Genomic DNA, 20,807 nt, shown 5'->3' with positions numbered 1-20,807 from the left:
TGCCGTGGGTTGGATGGATCAGATCCTGAACTGGCCTACCAACTGCCCGAGGCGCTGGCCCAGATCTGCCAGGCTGCGAGACGTCTGAGCGCCCAACTGGGTTTCGTCCGCCACGCTGTCCACCGCTACGGCAATCTGATGCACGCTGCGGTTGATCTCTTCCGCCACGGCGGTCTGCTCTTCCGCGGCGCTGGCAATCTGGGCGTTCATTGAGTTGATGGTGCCAATCAGTTGCGCCATGGTGTCCAGGGACGCGCCGGCCTGGTTGGCCTGGGCCGAGGTGCCGTCGCCGGCATCGCTGGAGCGGCGCATAGCGTCCACGGCCGCCTCGGTGCCTTTTTGCAGGCGATCGATCATGCCCTGGATTTCCTGGGTGCTGGTTTGGGTGCGACTGGCCAGGGCACGCACTTCATCGGCGACCACGGCAAAGCCACGCCCAGCCTCCCCGGCCCGTGCGGCCTCGATGGCAGCGTTGAGCGCCAGCAGGTTGGTTTGCTCGGCGATAGAGCGGATCACGCCGAGCACACTGACGATTGACGACACATCCTGCTGCAGGCTGTCCAGGGACACGCCGCTGCTGCGAATGTCGTTCACCAGCGCATGGATCTGCGCGATGCTGCCGTCCACCACCCGCTTGGCGGCCTGGCCTTCGGCGTCGGTCTGCTGCGCAGCGACGGCGGCGCCTTGGGCACTGCGTGCCACTTCGTGGGCCGCCGAGGACATCTGGTTGATCGCGGTGGCCACCTGGTCGGTCTCGTGGCGCTGGCGTTCCATGGCCTGCTCTGAGCGCTGGGCCTGGTCGGACACCTGGCTCACCAGCCCGGTGAGTTGGGCGGTCATGTCGGTGATCTGGCGCACCAGGCCGTGGATTTTATCGACAAAGCGGTTGAATGCACCGGCCAGATCGCCGAGTTCATCCTGGCTGGTAATGGCCAGGCGGCGCGTCAGGTCGCCTTCACCCGCGGCGATGTCATCGAGGTTGGCCTTCATCAGGTGCAGCGGGCGCAGGATGGTATTGGCCAGCAGCATGCCCACGGCGGCGATCACCAGCAACACCACCACGGCCACGCCGAGGATGCTCAACAGTACGCCTTGCATGCGCTTCTCGACTTTTGCCTGCACCACCGCCACTTGGGCGTCGATGCCATCAAGGTTCACCGAGGTGCCGATCACCATGTCCCACTTGGGCAGGTACTCGGTATAGCCGAGCTTGGGCACCAGTTCGGTCTGGCCGGGCTGGGTCGAACTGTATTGCAGGTAGTGGGTGCCGTCCTTGCCAACCTTGACCAGGTCGCGGTTGACGTAGACGCCGTTGGGGTCGCGGTTGTCCTTGAAGCTTTTGCCCACGCCGTCCGGGCTGTTGCCCTTGAACAGGCGGATGGTTTCGGAGTCGTAGCCGAAGAAATAGCCGTCTTTGCCGTAGCTGGTATTGGATAACAACTTGACCACCTGCGCCCGCGCCGCGCTGTCGCCGGGGGCTGCCGCGTCGTAGAGCGGCTTGATGGTGGTCATGGCTACCTCGACATAACTTTGCAGGGTGGCCTTGGCGTCGTTGAGCAGGCGCTGACGGGTTTCATCCACCTCGTTGCGGGCCTGGCCCTGCAGAATCCACACGGTGGTCAAGCTGATGACCACGGCAAACAACAACACCGGCACGACAGCAAGGGCCAGGACTTTGGCCTTCAAACTCAGACGCATGGCTTTTCTCTCTTGTTAGTGGCGACTTGAGAGGTTAACGGCCATGTGAGCGATTACTGTAGGAGCGAGCTTGCTCGCGAAGAACCTGAGAGCACTGCGGGGTGCCAGGTTGCCCGCGTTATCGTTGACGCTTTTCGCGAGCAAGCTCGCTCCTACAGGAACCTCGTCAGAGCGTCATCGCGGCCAGCCAGCCGAACGCCAGCAGCGGCAGGTTGTAGTGCAGGAAGGTCGGCACCACGGTGTCCCAGATATGGTGGTGCTGGCCGTCGATGTTCAGGCCGGAGGTGGGGCCGAGGGTGGAGTCCGAGGCAGGCGAACCGGCGTCGCCCAAGGCACCGGCGGTACCAACGATGCACACGATGGCCACCGGGCTGAAGCCCAACTGCACACACAGCGGCACGAAAATCGCCGCGAGGATCGGCACCGTGGAAAACGATGAACCGATGCCCATGGTCACCAACAACCCCACCAGCAGCATCAACAACGCGCCGACGCCCCGGCTGTGGCCGATGAACGCCGCCGAGGTTTGCACCAGCGAATTCACGTCACCGGTGGCCTTGAGCACTTCGGCAAAGCCTGAGGACGCGATCATGATGAAGCCGATCATCGCCATCATTTTCATGCCTTCGGTGAACAGGTCATCGGTGTCGCGCCAGCGCACGATGCCCGACACCGAGAAGATCAGGAACCCGGCCAGGGCGCCGATGATCATCGAGTCCAGCCACAGCTGGATGATGAACGCTGAAGCAATCGCCAGGCCGGCCACCAGCAGGGTCAGCGGGTTGTACTGCACTGCCACTTGCTCGACACGTTCGATTTTCTTCAGGTCGTACACACGCTTTTTGCGGTAGCTGATCAACACCGCCACCAGCAGGCCGACCACCATGCCCAGCGCCGGCAAGCCCATGGCGTGGGTGACATTGACCCCGCTGATATCCACCCCGCTCTTGGCGACGTTGGCCAGCAGGATCTGATTGAGGAAGATATTGCCAAAGCCCACCGGCAGAAACATGTACGGGGTGATCAGGCCGAAGGTCATCACGCAGGCGATCAGGCGACGATCCAGTTGCAGCTTGGTCAGCACATACAGCAGCGGCGGTACCAGCAGCGGAATAAACGCAATGTGGATCGGCAGAATGTTCTGCGAGGCAATTGCCACCACCCACAACAGGCCGATCAGCAGCCATTTGACGTGGTTGCCACCGCTGGCGTCCTGGCGGTCCACCAGCAGCAAGGCTTTGTCCGCCAACGCATGGGCCAGCCCGGACTTGGCAATCGCCACGGCGAAAGCCCCGAGCAATGCGTAGGACAAGGCCACGGTTGCGCCACCGCCCAGCCCGCCGTTGAAGGCCTTGAGCGTGGCCTCGATGCCCAGGCCACCGGTCAAGCCGCCCACCAGGGCGCCGACGATAATGGCGATGACCACATGCACGCGGGACAGGCTGAGTACCAGCATGGTGCCGACCGCGGCGATGACTGCGTTAATCATGGTTACCTCAAGCAGAAACAAAAAAGACAGGCATGCCCGCGCGCGGCCCATGGGAACAGCTGCCGGCGTGCAGGCTTGAAAGAGGTCTTATTAGAGGGCGCGCACTTTGCAGGAGCTGGGCTGCCATGTCAAAAACTGTGGTGAGGCAAAGCCCTCTGCACGGATAAAGAATTACAGGCACTGGCCGATACGCTGTCTCTATGTGCTTTCAGGTAAGGATGTCCCGATGTCGCTCAGGCAGCTCTCCATTCAATGGAAAATCACCCTGCTGGCGGGCCTCTGCCTGCTGGGGATCGTGACCCTGCTGGTGGGTCTGTCGCTGTATCGCATGGCGCAGAGCTCGCAGCAGGTCAAGGCGTCCAGCATGCAGATGCTCGACGAAGCCGCCCAGTCGCGCATCGAGGCCCAAGGCGAAGTGCAAGCGCTGGGCATTCGCCAGCAGTTCATGGATGCTTACCAGTACGGCCATGGCTTTTCCCGCCAGGTGTTGTTTTTGCGCGAACAGGCCGAGAAGCGCTTTCTCGATGCCTTCGACACCCGTGAAGACCTGACCCGCCAGGTCAAGGCCGCCCTGCAGGCCAACCCCGACCTGCTCGGCCTGTCCCTGGTGTTCGAAGCCAATGCGCTGGACGGCAAGGACGAACTGTTCGCCAATCAGGCGGAACTGGGCAGCAATGACAAAGGCCGTTTCGCGCTGTACTGGTCGCAACCGACACCGGGGGAAATCACCTCGATGGCGCTGCCCGAGAGCGACATGGCCGACACCTCCATCGGCCCCAGCGGCGAAAAGGCCAACGCCTGGTTCACCTGCCCGCGCACGACTCTCAAACCCTGCGTGATCGAGCCCTACTTCTACGTGATCGACGGCCAGAACGTGCTGATGACCAGCATCGTGTTCCCGCTGATGGTCAATGGCAAAGTCATCGCCTCGCTGTCGGTGGATATCAACCTCAACAGCCTGCAGGCGGTCAGCCAACAGGCCAGCCAGAAACTGTACGACGGCCAGACCCAGGTCAGCATCCTCAGCGCCACTGGCTTATTGGCTGGCTACAGCCCGGATGCCAGCAAACTCAGCCAACGCCTGGAGCAGGTTGACCCGGCCAGCGGCGCACAGCTGACCAGTGCCTTGGCCAGCAGTACCCAGACCCGCAGCCTGCGCACCGACCACCAACTCAAGGTACTGGCGCCTTTTGCGCCGATTCCCGGCGGTAAGGCGTGGGGCGTATTGCTGGATGTACCGGAAAAAGTCCTGGTTGCCCCCGCCGAAGCGCTGAAAAACCAGCTGGACGCCGACAACGCCAAAGGCACTCTGCTGGAACTGGGCCTCGGCCTGCTGGCCGCCGTGGCCGGCTTGATCCTGGTGTGGCTGATGGCACGCAGCGTGACCCGGCCAATCCTCGGCGTGGCGCACATGCTTGAGGATATCGCCAGCGGTGAAGGCGACCTGACCCGGCGCCTGGCCTATGCCAAACAGGACGAACTGGGCCAATTGGCCGGCTGGTTCAACCGCTTCCTCGATAAGCTGCAGCCGATCATTGCCGAGGTCAAACGCTCGGTGCAGGACGCCCGCGGCACTGCCGACCAGTCCGCGGCCATTGCCACGCAAACCAGCGCCGGCATGGAGCAGCAGTACCGTCAGGTAGATCAGGTGGCCACCGCGTCCCACGAAATGAGCGCCACCGCCCAGGACGTGGCCCGCAGCGCCGCCCAAGCGGCCCAAGCCGCCCGAGATGCCGACCAGGCGACTCGCCAAGGCTTGACGGTTATCGACCGCACCACCGCCAACATTGGCGAGCTCGCCGCCGACATGAGCACCGCCATGACCCAAGTTGAAGGCTTGGCCGCCAACAGCGAACAGATCGGCTCGGTGCTCGAAGTGATTCGCGGCATCGCCGAGCAGACCAACCTGTTGGCGCTCAACGCCGCCATCGAAGCCGCTCGCGCCGGTGAAGCCGGCCGCGGTTTTGCCGTGGTCGCCGACGAAGTGCGCAACCTGGCACGGCGCACCCAGGAATCGGTGGAAGAAACCCGCCTGGTGATCGAACAATTGCAAACCGGTACCAGCGACGTGGTCGGCTCCATGGGCAACAGCTATCGCCAGGCCCAGGGCAGCGTCGAACAGGTCGGCCAGGCCGTCACCGCCTTGCGCCAGATTGGCGATGCGGTCACGGTGATCAGCGACATGAACCTGCAAATCGCCAGCGCCGCGGAAGAGCAAAGCGCCGTGGCCGAAGAGATCAACAGCAACGTGGCGACCATTCGCGATGTGACCGAATCGTTGTCGGAGCAGGCCAATGAATCGGCGCGGGTCAGCCAGGCGTTGAACAGCCTGGCGAACCAGCAGCAGGGGTTGATGGATCAGTTCAGGGTCTGAATGTAGCTAGGCTTTTCTGTGGGAGCCGGGCTTGCCCCAATGCCAGTCCGTTAAGGTTTTTTTGTAGGAGCGAGCTTGCTCGCGAAAAACTCACAGGCGCCGCGTTCATTCAGCAAGCACGCGTTATCGTTGACGTTTTTCGCGAGCAAGCTCGCTCCTACAGTAGGCGATGCAGACACCTCGGTATTCCAGGTAAACCGAGTCGATGCGATCGCAGGCAAGCCAGCTCCCACATTTTGAGCAGCGGTGTGCCAGTGTCAGCGGCGTGGCAACTGGATCAATACCTGGAGCCCACCCAGCTCACTCTCCTGCAGTTGCAACACCCCACCCCACACCTCAACAATGTCGCGCACGATCCCCAAACCCAGGCCATGGCCAACCCTTTGCTCATCCAGGCGTGCGCCACGGCTGAATACTTGGTCGCGCTGAGCCTCAGGGATGCCGGGGCCGTCGTCTTCCACCGCCAGCCGATAGCCCTGTGGCGTCTCGCTGACGCTCAGGCATACCTCGGCGTCCGCCCATTTACAGGCGTTGTCCAACAGATTGCCCAGCAGTTCCAGCAGGTCTTCACGGTCCCAGGGCAGTTGCAGGCCCGGCGCCACCTGATAGCTGAGGTCCAGGTGTTCGCCGTGGATCATGCGCAGGGTGGCCAGTAAACCGGGCAGCTCTTGTTCACAGTCAAACAACGCGCCCGGCAAGGCATCGCCCGCCAGGCGCGCACGGTTGAGTTCACGGTTGAGGCGCTGCTGCACCTGCTCCAATTGCTCGCGCAGCAACTGGCTCAGTTGCGGATGATCCTTGAGGGCGTCACTGGAGGCGGCGCTCAACAACACTGCCAGCGGGGTTTTCAGCGCATGCCCCAGGTTGCCGAGGGCGTTGCGGGAGCGCTTGAGGCTGTCTTCGGTGTGCGCCAACAGGTGGTTGATCTGCGCCACCAGGGGCTCCAGCTCAAGCGGCACTTGAGTGTCGAGTTGCGAGCGCTGGCCTTGTTGCAGTTGGGCGATCTGGTTGCGTGCGGTCTCCAGGGGGCGCAGGGCACGGCGCACGGTGACCCGTTGCAGGATCAGCACCAACAGCAGCGCCGCCAGCCCCATCACCAGGCCGACCTGGCGCATCAGGCGAAAGCTTTCGCGCACAGGCGTGTAGTCCTGGGCCACGCTGATGGAAATCGATTGGCCGAAGCGCTTGTAGTCCGAGCGCAGCACCAACAGTTGCTGGCCTTCGGGCCCCAGTTGCAGGTTGCCCTTGAGCCCCGCCACCGGGAGCCGGGGCAGTTCCTGGTCCCACAATGAACGGGAGCGCCAATGCACATCGGCAAAGTCGATACGAAAGTAATGCCCGGAAAACGGCCGCTGGTACGCCGGCGACAGGCGTTGCTCATCCAACTGCACGCCGTTGGGCCCACGCACCAGCGCCACCAGCAGATTTTCGCTGTCGTTGCGCAAGCCCGCTTCAAGGTAGCGTTGCAAACCCGCCTCGAACAACCACAGGCTGGTTTGCGCCAGCACCACGCCGACAATCACCATCACGCTGATCAACCCCAGGCTCAAGCGCCGCTGGATCGACCTCATGCCGGGGTGGCGCCGAAACGGTAGCCCTGGCCACGCCGGGTCTCGATCACGCTGCGGCCCAATTTGCGCCTTAGATGGTTGACGTGCACCTCCAGCACATTGGAGTCGCGCTCGGTCTCGCCGTCATACAAGTGTTCGGCCAGGTGGCTTTTGGACAGGATCTGTTCGGGATGCAGCATGAAATAGCGCAACAAACGAAACTCGGCAGCCGTCAGCTGGATCTCGGCGCCGTCACGTAGCACGCACTGGCGCCCTTCATCCAGATGCAGGCCGGCAGCTTGCAGGGTGGGCTGGTTCGTCTGGCCATGGGAGCGGCGCAGCAGCGACTGGATGCGCAGGTACAGCTCTTCGGGGTGAAAGGGTTTGCTCAGGTAATCATCGGCGCCGGCCTTGAGCCCTTCGATACGCTCGGCCCAGGAATCGCGGGCCGTGAGGATCAGCACTGGTATGGCCAACGAGGCGGCGCGCCATTGCGCCAGCACTTCAAGCCCGGGTAAACCGGGCAGGCCAAGGTCAAGGATGATCAAGTCATACGGCTCGCTGCGTCCTTGATACACGGCGTCGCGGCCATCGGCCAGCCAGTCGACCGCGTAGCCCTGGCGCTGCAGGCCGGCCATCAGTTCGTCGGCCAGGGGCACGTTGTCTTCCACCAGGAGCAGGCGCATCAGTCTTCCTCATCTTTGATCAGGTCGCCATTGGTGGCATCCAGCTTGATCTCGCGCACCACGCCCTCGGTGGTCACCAGTTCCACTTCATAGGCGTATTGCCCGTGTTTCTTTTCCAGTTCGGCTTCCAGCAGCCGTGAGCCGGGGTATCGCGCCATGGCCTGCTGCAACAGCTGTTCCAATGGCAGGATGACGCCTTGTTGGCGCAGGGCCAGGGCTTCGTCCTGATTGAGGTCGCGGGCCGCGAGGCTGGAACAAAACACCATGAGCACCAGCGCCACGCGACTGCCGACGCGTAAATTTACCTTCATTACGTATCCTGATGATTCTTGAGAACCTGCCCGGTGAGCGCGTTCAATTCAACATCCCATTCAATGCCGTCTGCATCTCGTAGCTCGACTTCATAGACGTACTTGCCGTATTCCTCATCCAAATCGGTGTCCAGCAGCGTCGAACCAGGGTGAAGGGCCAGGGCCGTAGCTTCCAATTGATCGAAAGCGACAATTGTAACAGTGGCCGGCACGATCAGTGGCTTGTCGGGGTCCACGGCGGCGGCCGGGGTCGCCGTAACGAGGATGATAGCGGCGGCGCCCAGGGCAGTGAGGCGCTTCATGATAAGTCTCCGTTACATGATGTTTTCCTACGCCGGCCACGGTACGCGCTGCAACTTAACTGAAACTGAATTGCCACCATGGCAATTTCAGTCGAGCCATTTTTCCCACTGCCTGCGAGATTTCCTATACTGCCCCGCTCGCCTCAACAGAGACCGGTATGACCGCCATCCATATCAAGTTCCCGGCCTTGACCCTCAAGGCCGGTAAACGCGCCATCACCCGCATTCGCGAGCAGGGCCTTGCGCCTGCCGACGTCGGTATCCTCCCCGGGGCGGCTGGCGGCCCCAAGGCCCTGGGTATCCAAGGGCTCGACCTGGCGCTGTTCGGTGATTGGTTGCCCCGTGCGCCGCGCGAGCGTGCGCTGATCGGCGCGTCCATTGGCTCCTGGCGGTTTGCCAGCGCCTGCCTGCCCGACCCGGTGCAAGGTTTGCTCGACCTGGGCCGGCTGTACAACGAGCAGCGCTTTGCCAAAGGCGTGACCATGGCGCAAGTCAGCCAGAGCTGCCAACGCATGCTCGACGACCTGCTGGCCGGGCGCGATGCGCGGGTGCTGGACAACCCCGACTATCGGCTGAACATCATGGTGGTCAAGAGCCACGGTTTGCTCGCCGATGACCACCGTGGGCGGCTGGGGCTGGGCCTGTCATCGGTGATTGCCGATAACCTGCGGGGCCGCGCACGGCTGTCGCGGCATTTCGAGCGGCTGATCATCCACGACCCGCGCCAGGCGCCCCCTGTACACCCCCTGAAGGATTTCCCCTCGCGCTTCCTCACCCTGGACGTGGGTAACCTGCGCCAGGCGTTGCTCGCGTCCGGCTCGATCCCCATGGTCATGCAAGGCGTGCGCGACCTGCCTGGGGCCGGGGCCGGCACCTACCGCGACGGCGGCCTGCTGGACTACCACCTCGACCTGCCCTACCACGGCGATGACATCGTGTTGTATCCGCATTTTACTGACCGGGTCATCCCCGGCTGGTTCGACAAGGGCCTGCCATGGCGGCGCAGCAACCAGCAAGGTTTGCAGGATGTATTACTGCTGGCGCCGTCCAGGGACTACCTGGCCCGCCTGCCCCACGGCAAGCTGCCAGACCGCAGCGACTTCAAGCGCTTTATGGGCGATGACCCTGGCCGTAACAAATATTGGCAAACTGCCATGAGCGAGAGCCAACGGCTGGGGGATGAGTTTTTGGCATTGGCGGATAACGGCAAGCTCGGCGACCGTTTGCTAGCCCTTTGACCGCATGGGCGCCTGCGGCCGAGGGGCGGTATGCGCAGAGGTTGATCAAGCTGTTAAACTCGCCGCCTGCCAGACACCTGACCGAGCTGAAAACACTGTGGAAATCTTCAAGGAATTTACATTCGAATCCGCCCATCGCCTGCCCCACGTACCGGAAGGCCACAAATGCGGGCGTCTGCATGGGCACTCGTTCAAGGTGGCCATCCACCTGAGCGGCGATCTGGATCCCCATACCGGCTGGATTCGCGACTTCTCGGAGATCAAGGCGATTTTCAAGCCGCTCTATGAACGCCTCGACCACAACTACCTCAACGACATTCCGGGCCTGGAAAACCCCACCAGCGAAGTACTGGCCAAGTGGATCTGGAATGAACTGAAACCCTTGTTGCCGGAACTCAGTGCGATCCGTATCCACGAGACCTGCACCAGTGGGTGCATTTATCGCGGCGAGTAAGTGATCGAGTGTTGAAAAGACCACCTGCGGGGAATGTCACTGTGGCGAGGGAGCTTGCTCCCGCTGGGTCGCGAAGCGGCCCCAAAAGATGGGACTGCTACGCAGCCCAACGGGAGCAAGCTCCCTCGCCACAGGTCACTGTTTGTTCGCTCTAGCTCTTAATTGGCTGGCATTGCCAACTGTAGGTGTTTTTTTTCGAAGCGGCGGGCTGATCCATTAGGAAAACCCGCACAGACGCCGATCGACTGAGCCAGTTTGGCTCACCGCTGCACTGCTTTTGCGCTGACTGGGAGGAGGCGGCCTTATAAAGGGCTTACTCCGTCAGCGCATACCTGCCTGCACCTGCATTGGCACGCAGGATGCACACGACCTGGGTCACCACTCAGGGAGCAGCCCCCATGACGCAACAAGACCCCGGCAACGACTACCCTCTCAGCGAAGTCCCCTTGCACGCGCGCAAGGGTCTGGCCTCTACGGCCATGGTGTTGCTGGGGTTCACCTTTTTTACCGCGACCATGTTCGCCGGCGGCAAGCTGGGGGTGGCGTTCAGCTTCATCGACATGCTCGGCGTCGTGGCCCTGGGTAACCTGTTGTTGGGTATCTACGCCGCAGGCTTGGGTTACATCGCGTTCAAGAGCGGCTTGAACTCGGTGTTGATGGGGCGTTTCTGCTTTGGCGAAGTGGGCAGCAAGCTCAGTGACTTGATCCTCGGTTTTACCCAGATCGGCTGGTATGCCTGGGGCACGGCCACGGCTGCGGTGGTATTGGGCAAGTATTTCCAATTGAGCCAGGGCAGTGTGCTGGGGCTGATGGTGGTATTTGGCTTACTGTTCTGCGCCACCGCCTACGTGGGGTATCGCGGCTTGGAAATCCTGTCCTACATCGCGGTGCCGGCCATGGGGCTCCTGTTGCTGCTGTCGATGTGGGTCGCCACTGTAAAGGTCGGCGGGCTGGAGGGGCTGCTGGCGGTGGTGCCCAGCGCCGAGCTGGACTTGTCCACCGCCATCACCCTGGTGTTCGGGACCTTTGTCAGCGGGGCAACCCAGGCCACCAACTGGACGAGGTTTTCGCGCTCGGCCAAGGTTGCGGTGCTGGCCAGCCTGATCGGCTTTTTTGTCGGCAATGGTTTGATGGTGCTGATCGGGGCCTATGGCGCCATCGTCTATCAGCAACCGGATGTAGTGGAAGTCTTGCTGCTGCAAGGTTTCGCCACGGCGGCGATGGCGATGTTGCTGCTCAATATCTGGAGCACCCAGGACAACACCATCTACAACTTCGCCGTCGCCGGTTGCAACCTGCTGCGTACCCAGCGTCGCAAGAGCGTGACCCTGGCCGGCGCGGTGATCGGCACCCTGCTCGCCTTGTTCGGCATGTACGACCTGTTGGTGCCGTACCTGATCCTGCTGGGCACGGTCATCCCGCCGATAGGAGGCGTGATCATGGCGGACTTCTTCTATCGCTATCGCGGCCAATATCCACGCTTGGCAGAGGCTCGCTTACCGGCATTCAATTGGCCAGGTCTGATCGCGTATGGGGTGGGTACCGTGGTCGCGTTCAACTCGCCGTGGGTCGCGCCGTTGGTGGGAATTTTTGCCGCATCGCTGACCTATGTGCTGCTCAGCGCCATACTACGCGCCATGACCGCCTGGACATCGGTATCGTCCTGAGGATCTGGCGGCTGTCTGCCTGATTTTTTAGCCAAGAGGAACTTGCCCATGCACATCATCAATGCCCGCCTGCGCAACCGTGAAGGCCTGCATGATCTGCACCTGGAAAATGGCCGGATCGCCAGCATCACTGCGCAAACCGGAGCGCCCACACTGATGGCCGGCGACTTGGACGCCGCCGGCAACCTGGTCATACCGCCCTTTGTCGAGCCCCACATCCACCTCGACGCCACCCTCACCGCCGGCGAGCCGCGCTGGAACATGAGCGGTACGCTGTTTGAAGGCATCGAGTGCTGGGGCGAACGCAAGGCCACCATTACTCTGGAAGACACCAAGGCCCGGGCCAAAAAAACCATTCAGGCCCTCGCCGCCCATGGCATCCAGCATGTGCGCACCCATGTCGACGTCACCGACCCGGACCTCACCGCACTCAAGGCCCTGCTGGAGGTACGTGAAGAGAGCACGCACCTGATCGACCTGCAAATCGTCGCCTTTCCCCAGGAAGGCATCGAGTCCTTCCGCAATGGTCGTGAGTTGATGGAAGAAGCCATTCGCCTGGGTGCCGATGTGATCGGTGGCATCCCCCACTTCGAATACACCCGCGACCAAGGCGTGAGTTCGGTGAAGTTCCTCATGGATCTGGCCGAGCGTACTGGCTGCCTGGTGGACGTGCACTGTGACGAAACCGACGACCCCCACTCACGCTTTCTCGAAGTCCTCGCGGAAGAAGCCCGCAGCCGCGACATGGGTGCCCGCGTGACCGCCAGCCATACCACCGCCATGGGTTCCTACGACAATGCTTACTGCGCCAAGCTGTTTCGCCTGCTAGGACACTCCGGCATCAGCTTTGTCTCGTGCCCCACCGAAAGCATCCACCTGCAGGGCCGCTTCGACAACTTCCCGAAACGCCGTGGTGTCACCCGTGTGAACGAACTGCTTGAGGCCGGCATGAACGTGTGTTTCGGCCAGGATTCCATCGTCGATCCCTGGTACCCGCTGGGTAACGGCAACATTCTGCGAGTACTGGAGGCCGGTCTGCACATCTGTCATATGCTCGGTTACCGCAATTTGCAAAACGCCCTGGACCTGGTCACCGACAACAGTGCCAAAGCCATGAGCCTGGGCGATCGTTATGGGTTGCAAGCAGGTCGCCCGGCCAACCTGCTGATCCTGTCGGCCGACAGCGACTACGAAGTCATACGTAGCCAGGGCCTGCCGTTGTACTCGATTCGCAACGGCAAGGTGCTGATGAAACGGCAACCGACACAGGTAGAGTTTATGTAACCGCGTGGGTTAGACGACTGAGTCGATGTCCAACGTTTGCACCCGTACCTGTTCATCGTGGGAAGGCGGCGGGACGCTGGTGAATTGGGCCGGCTCACGATTCTCGCGATGGCGGAACCAACGCTTGAGGCTCGCTTGCAGATGTGCAGAAGAGGCATGACTGCCGTAGACATCGCGGGCTTGCAGGCGACGCCAGCGCAGGCTTGCCAAGCGCTCTCGGCTGGTGTGCAAACGGTCGATCTCTGCGTTCAAGGCATCGGTAGGTTCATGGCTACGATCATTGGCAGGGCGCCGCAGAGCAAGTTCACGCCGCTTGGTCCGTAGTTGCTCGCGCATGTCTTCAAAGGCCCGGTCTAGCAGCTCGAATTCCCTCTGGGTCACCAACGAGCCCTCACTCTCCAGGGTTTGTTGCCAGCGGCGCAATGTCGCCCACGCCGCGGGGATGTAGCTGGTGGTCATGAAGTGCTGGTCGGCTTGAAACAGCTGCCTCAGCAAATTATCGCGGTCGGGCATGTCGCCCTGCAGTTGCAATGCGCGGTTGCAACCCGCTTCTTGGAGGGATTCACAGCCAGGCTTCCATAACACCGAAGAATGGCTGCCATCCGGGAGCGTGATCGGCATGAAATGATATTGCTCGCCATGATGTCGATAGGGGTTACCGCCCACGCGCACCAGCCCTGCGGCGAACAACAGGCCACCGGGTACGGGATTGCTGAATAGCGTGATGGCCCCGGGAATCCAGAGCTTGGCGGTGGTATTCATCCAGGGCGCCGGGACGCTGGGGACAGGGTCGTTGTGGTTGACGATGCGGTGGTGGACCAGGGAAGAGGCACCGGCGGTAAATTCAGAGTCGGCGGCGCGGGGGGCGCCGTAGGTGTAGAGAAGGACGTTGTAATGGGCATCCTGGGCTCGGCGCAGCCCTTCGGCCAACAGCAATGCAATGGCGCCTCCAAGGCTGTGGCCGCAAATTACGATGCGCTGGCCCACATGAAACTGATCAAGGTATTGCAATACGAAATCACGCATAGCCCGGTAGGCCTGGTAAAAACCACCGTGCGCTTTTCCAACGCCGTCGTCGAAAGACACCTGATGGGCGTCGGCGTCGCGTAATACGTCGGCACGGCTGACCGTTCCTCGCACAGAAATCAGGATGATCTGATCGTGGTGAGTGATGAAGGCCTGGGTATCAGTGCCAAATTTTTCATCATCGAAAAAGTGCAGACGTGCGGGATGCTCCTGCTCTTCGTTTCGTTCCGGGCGATTTTGGGGATACAACACGGGATCGAACGGCAGGATTTCGAAGCGTTGGGAGTAAGGAATATCTTCGTAGATCGGGTAAAAACGGTGTGATTGCTTCGGATCAATTCGCCAGGCTTCGTGATACACCGAAAGCTGTTCAGCGAATAAATTTCCAACGCTCGGATCCAACGGAAACCGGGCTTCGTCTAATGGTTTTTCGGCGGGGGCCTGTCCAAAATCGCAGTAACTCAACGCTGCAAACAATGCCAGTTGGTATAGGTTCAGGGCACAGAAGCCGTCTTCGGTGGATAAGATGGGGCGTAAGGCCCGTAGTGGTCGCACTTCCAGAACGGTGTGCTTGTTGGGGAACAGTACGATACCCACCAATGAAGGCTGAGGCGGGCCGAAGCCCAGATCGGCCAACATTTTCAGTGCATGGCGCTTGGGACGCAAAGCTGACGAAGCAGGTCGGGGCAAATGAGCGCTATGGCGTACCAAATCGCTTACTTCAACCTGATAAAACCCATCCGCTTCTTGGTAGGCAGGCCCCCCCTCAACGCGTCTGCCGCCAGCACTACCAAAAAAAGTTCGCTCAGCGCGAATTTGAAGTTCGGTGATAGGCAGTTTGTACGTTCGGCGCGTTCTTAGCTGGTAGTACGGCTCCTCAGTCCCGCTATACAAATCATCCAACATGAGAACAACAGGGCCGCAGTAGAAATCTTGCAGCCTGGCAAAACCCTCGCCATTCAATTTACCGACGTACTGTCTCCCTGAACTGTCATGGACCGAAAATGGCAGTCCGCCATAGGCTTTTCCATTGCCTGCCATATCGACCAAACGAAAACTTACCCAGTGCCCTTTCAATGCGCAAGCAGGCATTCGTTCACTGAAAAAAGCTTGCTTCCATGCATCCAGCTTCATGAATTCGTCCTTGTTACTTGCATGTTGGATAGACGTCGCATATGCGCCCGTCCGGCATTTTTATGGGTTTAAAGTCCGTGGTGTTACCTGCGCAATATGCAAAAAGGTCTTCGAAACTCTTGCCTCTGCATCGCCGCCATCCACCCGGCACAGCTACCCATCTATCATCAAAGGCAGGTAACTCATCCTCACTGACAGATAGCACCAGCCTCAGCTTTTTCCCCGGTAATTGCGGCCGTTGCGCCACGCCCCCTACCCGCGACTCTTGCAAGTTACCCATCGAATCCAATGAATTGCAGATCAGGAGTTTTCTAATCGCATGCAAAGGCCCTACGGTCCGAAAGTGCCACTTACATTGCCCAAGTATTTCCTGCACACCCGAGTCGGGCATCCCAGGTAGCTCGGCCTCCAAACGGTCTCGAATGGAAATACTCCCGAAATTCCCGCCCACATCCGTACTCCGTGTCCCCCACTTCGCATAGAAGTCAAATTCCACACTGCGCAGGACCAATGGACAACCGTCTACCGTTTCAGTCAGTGGCAACTCATAACTCACACTGCTCGCCACAGGCTTGTAGTCTGTAAAAAAGACTTTTCGCTCAGGTCTTTTGCCTCGCCGCCGAGGCAAGGTGCAGGTCTCACCCGTTGCGGGCCGGTAGTTCGCAGCCGTTTTAAGTTCAAATTGCGCCGGCAAATCCACCTCCAATGTAAAACGCTCCACCGTCCTCCCCGTACACCCCGAAAGCCACGCAGCCGCAACAACCAGCAACACCCACCCTATCCACCTATTCACCTTTCCCTACCTCCCTGTGCCACTGCTCCACCACTCGTTCAAAATGCTCCCCTGGCGCCTCGCCGGCCCTCGGCTGCCAATGGATAACACTGCTTCGGGTCGCCTCTGCCAAACGACGCACCACCAGAAATTCGAGCTTCTCCGGCTCCCGCCATTGCCAGGCGCGCGCCTGCGCCAGTACCTGGGCCAGCCAAATCCTTGGGTCTTGGAATTCGACCAATGCCGCCAGGTCTTCACTGTGTTCCGCCAACAGGTAACGCAGGATATTGGCGTTCAGGATGGCTTCGGCCTGGGGGTTGGGTGTATCGAGCCAAGGCGGAAGCCGAGGCGCTGGGTAATCGCCCGGTGCAGGGTTTTCGTGATGGCACCAACGACCTTCGTGCCAATAGCACACACTGATCAGCGGCCCGAGGTAGACCGGCCAATGCTCTTTGGCCAGATGGGCCAGGGCGCGGGCCAAGGTGCGGTTGTCGTGAATGCGGTAAAGCGCCTGCTGGCCCTCTGGCCCTATCAGCAGCCTTTCGCGCCAATGGCGCGCCACATCCGCCAAGTCGGTAGCCGACAAGCTCGCGAGCCACCCCCAGTTTGACTCGGGGCGTTGCAACAGATCAGCCAGGGCGGGTTCATTGATCTGCTCAAGCAAGAGGATGATCGGGCCAGAACCCGCCAGCTCCGCCGCGGCGGTGTCGCTATAGAGATTGCAATAGTGCGACGGGGCGCAACCTGCCAATAGAGGCTGGCGAGCCTCGTGGCCACCTTCCACTATCAGGCACAATCGGTGCCCGTTCTGCAGCTGTTGGGCCATCCAACGACGGGGCAAGCTGTCCATCAAGCCGCCCTCTGCGTGATATCGCACAGGCCTTCGCGACAGCGCTCGCACAGGGGGCAAAAGTCCGCGTCAAGTTGCCTGGCCAAGTCCATGACGACGCTTTGCACTGCCGACAACTGCGCGCCAGCGAACAAAGCCGGGCTCGCCGAACTGTTTGCGCCCGACGAACCGGCCTGGGTAAGGGGCCTGCTGCTTGAGATACTGCCCGCTTGCATCACCAAGTGTTCCCCGCCAGCCATCAAGCTCAGTTGCGCACCGGCCTCAATGACCAGGCTGGCACCCGCCTTGAGGTGAACCCGCTGCCCAGCTTCGAACACCAGGCTCTGGCCAACGCGAGTCAGGCTATCGCCCTCTACCTCCAGGCGACTGTCATGACCCACCCGTTGTTCCAAGTCACGCTGGGCGTGCAGGTAGATGAGCTCTTCGCCGCGTCGATCTTCAACGTGCAGCTCGTTAGCCCCTCCGCCATCCGGTGAGCTGCGGCTACGCAGCACGCTGCGTGTCTTGTGCTGCGGCAAGGGATAGGCTGGCAGGTGTGATGCATTGGGTAGGCAGCCCGTGACGAGAGGGTGGTCCGGGTCGCCCTCCAGAAAGCTCACCAGCACTTCCATGCCTACCCGTGGAATCACCATGGCACCAAACCCGTCCCCCGCCCAACCGGACGCCACGCGCAGCCAGCAACTGCTCGCCCCCTCGCGGTTGTCCACACGATCCCAATGAAAGCGCACCCTCACCCGACCATAGGCATCGCAATGCACGTCTTCGCCCGCAGGCCCGGTTACCGTCGCGGTCTGGCTGCCACTGATCGTTGGCCTGGGATGCTTGAGCGCCGGTCGATGCACTGCACGCCAGGGTGTCGCGGTGAATCGGTTGCGATAGCCCTGGAATCCACTGGCTTCAACCATCGACTCCTCCAACACCTGCGGCTGGTAACCCTCATGACGCACCGAAGTCAGCAGCCATAAATCGTTGCAGAGTGGGTCGGGGTGATCACATAGCTCAAGGAAGTGACCACTGCGCAATGCCGGCTGATCGCTCTTGCCCAACACCCTGTGGCGATCACGCTGGTGACGCTCCAGGCCGCGTCGCGCCAGCTGCGCGCCGCGCGCATGCCCCTTAAAACCGGCAGGGTAGGCATAGTCTTCCAAAGCTTGCGCCTGCAGGGCACCGGCCTCTTTTTGCAGGCGAAATGAAGGGTGCTCGAAGTCATAGTCACGACGTACAGTGCGCCGGCTGCGCGTCTCCAATCGCAGGTCGAAGCGCTGTACAACACGGCTCTGGAGCACCGGATCAGGCGACGAGCAATACCGCTGCACCGGCAACCGTCGAAATACTGTCTGGTCATCACCGAACACCAGCAGATGATTGTCCACGCTGTGACGAAAGTGATAGTGGATGCCCTCCTCTTCACACAGCCGCTGGATAAAATGCAGGTCGGACTCCCTGTACTGCACGCAAAACGCGCGTGGCGGATACACCACAGGCCCGAGTTCAAAGGCATAGGCGTCAGAGAAGATGCCGTGGTGTTCGAGGACCGTCGCAATGATCTGCGGTACGCTGCGCTGCTGGAAAATCCGCTGGTCGCAACGATGGGCAAGGGATGCCAGACGTGGAGCCAGCGTGATGTGATAACGGGTGAGTCGCGCACCGGGATCGTCCCGACCGATGGCGTAGACGTGCCCATGCAGGCCCTGCCCTGCTTCCCCGAAGTCCAGATAGGCGGGTTTATGAAGCAATGCCTCCAGGTCAAGAGAAGGATCTTCGCTGACTAACTGCACCTGTATGAAGTAAGGTTGATCGAGGGCTTCGCTGCCTTTGAACGCTACTACCTGAAGATCTGTATTTATTTCTGAAAGGATCAATTTGAAACATGACGAAAGAAACTTGTTAACCATCCTTTGTTACCCGCCATCAACTTTTCGATTGAACGACTCTCTTTCGCCAACGCCAACTGGATTGGAAAAAAAGCACCTGAACATGCTCAAGCTTAGCGATTTCAGGCGATTTTCGGCCCGCACCGAATAAAAAAGAAGTTTCGTACAACGAGGATGGAAGTGTCTTTTTACAAAATATTAATACTTCCCATAACAAACAGAAAACGCGGACTGTTGCTTGTCTATTTACAACTAAGCTTTAAGGAAACGACTGACACTAATTCAAGGCGCCTGCTGTTCCGAGGTCTAAATAGTTAGTCGCGCCGTCCCGAAAAGACTCACACTCAGCACATTTCCAGACTCGGTCTGCAATCGCACTGGCGCCGTGCCACCCGGCATCACCACCGTTACGTCGTCACCCTCAATCCAACCCGCGCGCCATGCCGCGCATGCTACTGCACTGGCGCTGGTCCCCGAAGACGCCGTAGGCCCCTCTCCTCGCTCAAATACGCGCGCGATGACTCGATTGCCAGCGTCTCGAGCAACCCATTGCAGGTTGACCCCGCCAACACAGAGTTGCCCGCACCCTGCCGGCGGTGCAAAAGCGATGGCCCTCAACCGATTGAAAAGTGCCAACTGGTGCATCGTGTCATTACCCGGCAACGCCGACACATCCTCAACCAGCGTCACACAATGAGGGTTGCCTATCCGGACAAATTGGCTGTTTCCCCATTGCGCATTGATCGACGCCAATGCCGCCACGCGGCTGAATTCATGATGTGCCGCGACCACAGGGCTCACACCGACCGCCCCCACCGCCAAGGGGCCAAACTCGGGCCTGCCCAACGCCAGCCAGAAGCCTGGCACCTGTTCATGCTTCGCCGGCTCGACACAGGTGATCACGGGCGATACCGCATCCGGCTTGTCGTGATACACCCGCAACTCGCTACCGTGCACCATTAACCCCTGGTCGGTTAACGCCTGGGCAAAAATGGTCAGGCCATTACCACTGCGTTCGGCGAGAGAACTGTCGGTATTGATGATCAGCAGATCAAACGGTGGCCGTGCTTGAAATGGCCCGACTAACAAACCATCACAGCGATACGCCTTTGCACCGGCCGGTGGTGGTAATGCACCCCAGCCACATTCGGACGCAATGGCCGACGCGGCCCACATCTCGCGCGTGCTTGCAGCCAAGCGGGCGTTTTCGGGCACATCGATACCCAGACCGCGCAAATGGGCCGGGCTGACCACCCCATAGATATTTCCGCGTGCATCGTAGAACCGAGTCATGACCACGCCAGCCAGAGATTTTTCATCGGTTCGTCCGCTCACTTATCGACCATCGGGACAGCAGCGTATTACAGAACGGTCGATCTGTGGGAGGTGGGCGCAAAGGCAGTAAGCCACTGCAAGAACCTGGGGTTCAGCCACTCCTGCAGGGAGTACACACCTTCCGGACCACCTCCTACAGGTTCGACCATTCCTACGTGGTTACCCCACGACAAAGCGTTCCATTTTTTGTAAAAAAAATGCTCGTAATCTGCGCTTTTAATCCTGATCACAAAAGGAACCCAGCTCGCTCGAGAGGGCCTGATGTGCAAGGATGTCGCGCCGGACATCGTTCGTTGAACGCCAAACCAAGGATTTTTCATGACTGCCATTCCCACCCCTGCCCCCGTGGTTCCCGGGCGGCTGGAGCAGATGTCGACCCGCATCGCTTTTTTTATCGCAGGTTTCGGTATCGCCGCCTGGGCACCTTTGGTGCCGTACGCAAAGGCGCGTGCAAATCTGAATGAAGGCACCCTTGGCCTGCTGTTGTTGTGCCTGGGGGTGGGGTCGATCATCGCGATGCCCGCTGCGGGCGTGCTGGCATCTCGCTTTGGCTGCCGACGCGTGCTCACCGCAGGGACGCTGATGATCTGCCTGGCCCTGCCGATGCTGGCCACTGTCAGTTCGATCCCGCTGTTGATCGCGGGGTTATTCCTGTTTGGCGCGGGCTTGGGCACCGTGGACTCCACCGTCAACCTGCAAGCGGTGATCGTTGAGCGCGCCAGTGGCAAAACCATGATGTCGGGCTTTCACGGGTTGTTCAGCC

At 60.5% G+C, this 20,807-nt stretch carries 17 protein-coding genes and 3 pseudogenes; 7 read left to right on the top strand and 13 right to left on the bottom strand.

Going from position 1 to position 20,807, the window contains the following annotated elements; all coding sequences use genetic code 11:
• Nucleotides 1-18 precede the first annotated feature (18 nt).
• The 4 genes and pseudogenes from GIW79_RS29910 to GIW79_RS24330 all read right to left on the bottom strand — a co-directional run bounded on the left by GIW79_RS29910 (nt 19) and on the right by GIW79_RS24330 (nt 3,184).
• Entirely contained in the window at nt 19-774 is a 756-nt protein-coding gene (locus GIW79_RS29910; protein WP_370004746.1) for a methyl-accepting chemotaxis protein, read from the bottom strand.
• Between the two features lie 102 nt (nt 775-876).
• Nucleotides 877-1,698: pseudogene (locus GIW79_RS29905) on the bottom strand (cache domain-containing protein); the annotation flags it as partial.
• Nucleotides 1,699-1,752: 54 nt separating this feature from the next.
• Nucleotides 1,753-1,842 (bottom strand): annotated as a pseudogene (locus GIW79_RS24335) (outer membrane lipoprotein carrier protein LolA); the annotation flags it as partial.
• 22 nt (nt 1,843-1,864) lie between these two features.
• Nucleotides 1,865-3,184: a Na+/H+ antiporter family protein gene (locus tag GIW79_RS24330; RefSeq protein WP_164919368.1), complete on the bottom strand. Its 1,320-nt coding sequence runs from the start codon at nt 3,182-3,184 to the stop codon at nt 1,865-1,867.
• A 229-nt stretch (nt 3,185-3,413) separates the two neighbouring features.
• Between GIW79_RS24330 and GIW79_RS29900 the strand changes: the two are divergent.
• Nucleotides 3,414-4,703: pseudogene (locus GIW79_RS29900) on the top strand (HAMP domain-containing protein); the annotation flags it as partial.
• Between the two features lie 102 nt (nt 4,704-4,805).
• Entirely contained in the window at nt 4,806-5,561 is a 756-nt protein-coding gene (locus GIW79_RS29895; protein ID WP_370694801.1) for a methyl-accepting chemotaxis protein, read from the top strand.
• A 257-nt stretch (nt 5,562-5,818) separates the two neighbouring features.
• Here the strand turns inward: GIW79_RS29895 and GIW79_RS24320 are convergent, their stop codons facing one another.
• Genes GIW79_RS24320 through GIW79_RS24305 form a run of 4 tightly spaced genes read right to left on the bottom strand, consistent with a single transcriptional unit; the run spans nt 5,819 to nt 8,410 of the window.
• Entirely contained in the window at nt 5,819-7,132 is a 1,314-nt protein-coding gene (locus GIW79_RS24320) for a sensor histidine kinase (protein ID WP_198791575.1), read from the bottom strand.
• The gene (locus GIW79_RS24315) at nt 7,129-7,797 is read right to left on the bottom strand and encodes a response regulator transcription factor (protein ID WP_034125807.1); all 669 of its coding nucleotides are present in this window, start codon (nt 7,795-7,797) and stop codon (nt 7,129-7,131) included. Before GIW79_RS24315 ends, GIW79_RS24320 begins: the two co-directional genes overlap by 4 nt.
• Nucleotides 7,797-8,108 carry a PepSY domain-containing protein gene (locus tag GIW79_RS24310; protein WP_003190266.1) on the bottom strand — a complete coding sequence of 104 codons (312 nt, stop codon included), beginning with the start codon at nt 8,106-8,108 and terminating at the stop codon, nt 7,797-7,799. The genes GIW79_RS24315 and GIW79_RS24310 overlap by 1 nt, the downstream gene beginning before the upstream one ends.
• Complete coding sequence (locus GIW79_RS24305) at nt 8,108-8,410, bottom strand: PepSY domain-containing protein (protein WP_034125808.1); 303 nt, start codon at nt 8,408-8,410, stop codon at nt 8,108-8,110. The genes GIW79_RS24310 and GIW79_RS24305 overlap by 1 nt, the downstream gene beginning before the upstream one ends.
• 158 nt (nt 8,411-8,568) lie before the next feature.
• Here GIW79_RS24305 and GIW79_RS24300 point away from each other — a divergent pair, with 158 nt between their 5' ends.
• The 4 genes from GIW79_RS24300 to codA all read left to right on the top strand — a co-directional run bounded on the left by GIW79_RS24300 (nt 8,569) and on the right by codA (nt 13,053).
• A complete protein-coding gene (locus GIW79_RS24300; protein WP_054898802.1) occupies nt 8,569-9,648 on the top strand; it encodes a hypothetical protein in 1,080 nt (359 codons plus the stop codon).
• Between the two features lie 97 nt (nt 9,649-9,745).
• On the top strand, nt 9,746-10,102 hold the full coding sequence (gene queD / locus GIW79_RS24295) for a 6-carboxytetrahydropterin synthase QueD (protein ID WP_003190259.1): 357 nt from the start codon (nt 9,746-9,748) through the stop codon (nt 10,100-10,102).
• A gap of 398 nt (nt 10,103-10,500) precedes the next feature.
• Nucleotides 10,501-11,769, top strand: coding sequence for a cytosine permease (gene codB, locus GIW79_RS24290; RefSeq protein ID WP_236454883.1), 1,269 nt, complete (start codon nt 10,501-10,503; stop codon nt 11,767-11,769).
• Between the two features lie 48 nt (nt 11,770-11,817).
• Nucleotides 11,818-13,053: a cytosine deaminase gene (gene codA, locus GIW79_RS24285; protein WP_236454885.1), complete on the top strand. Its 1,236-nt coding sequence runs from the start codon at nt 11,818-11,820 to the stop codon at nt 13,051-13,053.
• Nucleotides 13,054-13,062: 9 nt separating this feature from the next.
• Here codA and GIW79_RS24280 read toward each other — a convergent pair whose 3' ends face one another.
• The 5 genes from GIW79_RS24280 to GIW79_RS24260 all read right to left on the bottom strand — a co-directional run bounded on the left by GIW79_RS24280 (nt 13,063) and on the right by GIW79_RS24260 (nt 20,002).
• A complete protein-coding gene (locus tag GIW79_RS24280; protein ID WP_054922305.1) occupies nt 13,063-15,213 on the bottom strand; it encodes a lipase family protein in 2,151 nt (716 codons plus the stop codon).
• Nucleotides 15,214-15,226: 13 nt separating this feature from the next.
• A complete protein-coding gene (locus GIW79_RS24275) occupies nt 15,227-16,006 on the bottom strand; it encodes a hypothetical protein (protein ID WP_371262642.1) in 780 nt (259 codons plus the stop codon).
• Complete coding sequence (locus GIW79_RS24270) at nt 15,999-16,835, bottom strand: DUF4123 domain-containing protein (protein WP_054922307.1); 837 nt, start codon at nt 16,833-16,835, stop codon at nt 15,999-16,001. Before GIW79_RS24270 ends, GIW79_RS24275 begins: the two co-directional genes overlap by 8 nt.
• Nucleotides 16,835-18,730 (bottom strand): type VI secretion system tip protein TssI/VgrG, encoded by a 1,896-nt coding sequence (gene tssI / locus GIW79_RS24265; RefSeq protein ID WP_054922309.1) that lies wholly within the window; start codon nt 18,728-18,730, stop codon nt 16,835-16,837. The genes GIW79_RS24270 and tssI overlap by 1 nt, the downstream gene beginning before the upstream one ends.
• 285 nt (nt 18,731-19,015) lie before the next feature.
• Nucleotides 19,016-20,002 (bottom strand): diaminopimelate epimerase, encoded by a 987-nt coding sequence (locus GIW79_RS24260; RefSeq protein WP_089042736.1) that lies wholly within the window; start codon nt 20,000-20,002, stop codon nt 19,016-19,018.
• Nucleotides 20,003-20,362: 360 nt separating this feature from the next.
• On the opposite strand from GIW79_RS24260, the gene GIW79_RS24255 reads away from it, so the two are divergent.
• Nucleotides 20,363-20,807: MFS transporter (locus GIW79_RS24255; RefSeq protein WP_236477424.1), on the top strand; the 445-nt coding region annotated here is incomplete at its 3' end.

The sequence above is a fragment of the Pseudomonas sp. PA-7-1E genome (assembly GCF_021605325.1).
Taxonomy (GTDB): domain Bacteria; phylum Pseudomonadota; class Gammaproteobacteria; order Pseudomonadales; family Pseudomonadaceae; genus Aquipseudomonas; species Aquipseudomonas fluorescens_BV.
Note: the sequence above shows the minus strand (reverse complement) of the source record. Positions and strands in the feature narration are given on the sequence as shown.